At 34.6% G+C, this 2,942-nt stretch carries 2 protein-coding genes; both read left to right on the top strand.

All coding sequences use genetic code 11. The features are described from left to right. Positions 1-327 (top strand): hypothetical protein (locus ACT3TY_RS17805; protein ID WP_444629088.1); only part of this gene is annotated, 327 nt, incomplete at its 5' end. A gap of 10 nt (positions 328-337) precedes the next feature. Then, a partial coding sequence (locus ACT3TY_RS17800) for a hypothetical protein (RefSeq protein WP_444629087.1) occupies positions 338-2,942 on the top strand: 2,605 nt, incomplete at its 3' end.

The raw sequence follows: 2,942 nt of genomic DNA, 5'->3' as shown, positions 1-2,942 counted from the left end.
GGGCTACTAACTAATACTCTATATGACTATGGGTGTAGAGGAGTAAAAATCACTAAGGATAAAATAAAAGAAAGTCTTTCAACGATAATTATTGAAGAAGCGGCTGTTGAGAAAATCGCTGAGAGAACCTTAGAGCTAAATGAACAGAACAGTCTCATGAATTATAATAAACGAAAGATTGAGGAAGAGCTTCTTTCTGATGCCCTCCTTACGGCGATGATAAAAAGCCTGCCTAGCAGCAGTTTAAACAATCAGCAGGTAAAGACACTTAACCAAACTCATAATGGTGTTGGTGATAATGTTGGTAGAGATAAGTTTGGTAAGTGAGGTTTGAGTTATGACTCAACAAATTTTAACGAATAACAACCAAGTCCATAACGGTAATGGTGATAACGTTCTTGGCGATAAAAATATCACCTTAGGGTTATTACCTGAGAACTTCAAAAGCCTACATAAGAAAATATTTCAATTAATTAGTAAAGGTGATAAAGAACAAGCTCTCGGCAGCATTGAAGTCGCCGAAAGTTTAGACTCAAATGGAAATAATGGAATTTATTATGAAGCGGTAAAGATTTTTCTGGGCGCTATTGAAAAAGATAAAGAGTCAAAGGTTTCAAGCGAATTAGTTGATAGAATATCAGCATCGAAAACTGATGAGGAGAAAGATCTTTTTTTGTCTTCTCTTATAAGGATAAAGTTGCTTGTTGAGGGCAAAGATGTTGCTAGAGAGATATATTTAGAATATGCGTATGATGGAGCAGCTACCATAGGGTTGTTTCTTGAGTCTTTGGCAACAAGTGATGAGATTAATGATTTTATAAACTCAGGGGTCGTCAATAAAATATTGTACAAATCTGCGGTAGTGGGCTTTATTAGGAATGGTAAGTCACAAGTCGCAAGCGAACTAATTCCTAAGGTTAAAAGCTATCACAGTAAAGAGGAAGGAATAGTTCTGGATCTTTTAATTAGGGCGATTCAGTTAACCAATAAAAGCCAAGAATTCAATTACTATCTTGCGGATCAAGATTTAAAAAGAGAACTTGATAAGCTCAAGGAAGAAGTGGAGAGCTTAATAATTACCAGTAATGATGCAAGATTGTTTTCTATAATTATACCACTGTATCAGATACTGGACACGCATGATAATGCGATTGAAGAAATATGCTGGCAAAGCCGAGAAAAATGGAAGGTTAACTACCCTGATTATTATAAAAGACTAAAAGCTAATAGGACTGGTGATTTAGATGAAGTAGATCCAACCACAAGGAGAGCATTAGAGGTTTCCCAATCGCCAATACAAAAAGAAATACTTAAGTCAAGAATAATTAATCAATCTTCGACAGTGCAAGAAATTTTTCTAGCACTGGTGTTTTGTGATGTAGAAATATTTAGTGGTGTTGATGTTGAATCGTTTTCGATTGAAAATGATTCCGAAGAAAAACTTGATGGCTCAGTGAGCTTTTTGAAGGCTATATTGGTAGCTTTGTCAAAAAAGTATAATCATCTTACCAAGGAAGAAAAAATAAGCTTCTTTTTTAATGAGGCAATAAGTAAAAAATTTGAGCTAAAGAATTTGAACCCAGTAGTAGTATTCAAATTTTCTAGCGCACTAAATTATAGTGAGATGTATTCCTTAAATGTTAGTCTTTTAAAGAAATTTATACCTAATAACCCATGGTTTTCACCAGTAGTGGCTGAATTTGCTTTGTCGTTATTGAATAGCCGCCAATACCAGACACTTAATCAGCTTCTGAATGATACATATCCCACAGGACAATATGATTCAAGATATTGGGGCTTAAAAACTCATATTAATTTATTAAGATTCGAACATAAGAAAGCCAAAAGCAGCAGTGAAAGATTCCTGAGTCTGGCTCCAACTTCCTCACAAGCAATATATTATTACGCCTTAACCACATTGAAAACAGGAAACGATCCCACAAATTTTCTTTGTGATTTGGATTACTCGTTTTTAACGTCTGGCGATCAATATAGTGATGGAATATTAGAGATGGCTAGTAAATACATAAACAATAAAAAATTTGAAATTATTATAATTAACTTTTTTATCAGAAACCCTGTAAAGCACTCAGTCACGGTCACTAAAGCCCTATTTGGAAAAATTATTAGAGAAAATTTATCTCAAGAAGAGCAGGTTGATTCAGAAGCCTCCGAACCAAATATATTTGGTTTATCATACGAAGAAAATAAAAAAATAAAAACGATCTTGGTCGTGCCGGAAACAGTAGGAATTTTCGAAAATACTTATATTCAAACGTTTGATAGTCCCAAGATTAAAACATTACTCACTTTGAAAGAAGGAGAAAGTACAGACTTTGGGTATATAACTCTTAAGCTTGTTGAGAAAATGTCAGCCATCATTGCATGTTTTAGAATAGCAACCCAGATTCGAACGGAAGTCAACGACGGAAACGATCCATTCTGGTTACTAGAAACGCCATCTCAGCCAGATGAACTTATAGACTTTTTTAAAAAGAAGTTATTTCGGGGGCAGCCTCAAGTAATACAAGATCTTTATAAAAACGATAATGCTCCTTTATTAATGAAAGGAAAGCAAATTAATGAAGAGATATCTGGGCTGAAAGCTTTTCAGATGTTTACTAGCTCAGAAATAACAAAACCTAGAACCGCATTGCTTGGTGAAGGCTCACAATATAAAGACAAAAAGATTGTTGCCGACGCATACACTATAGTGTTTTTTGCAATAACCGGTATGGAAGAAATTCTATTTGAGTATTGTGTTCATATAACACCCGGTACTCGCCAAAGCCTAAAAGAAACTTACAGATCGTTAACTTCTGAATTCTTAAGAATGGGGGTAAATGATAGGGGTGATCTAGTCAGGACTACGGAAAAGGATGTTAAAGATAGTTTTGAGTATTTTGTTGAAGCTTTAAAGTCTTTGTGCGATAAGCTTAAGT

Origin of the sequence: Halomonas sp. AOP22-C1-8 (genome assembly GCF_052378905.1) — a bacterium.
Classification (GTDB): Bacteria; Pseudomonadota; Gammaproteobacteria; order Pseudomonadales; family Halomonadaceae; genus Vreelandella; species Vreelandella citrativorans.
Note: the sequence above shows the minus strand (reverse complement) of the source record. Positions and strands in the feature narration are given on the sequence as shown.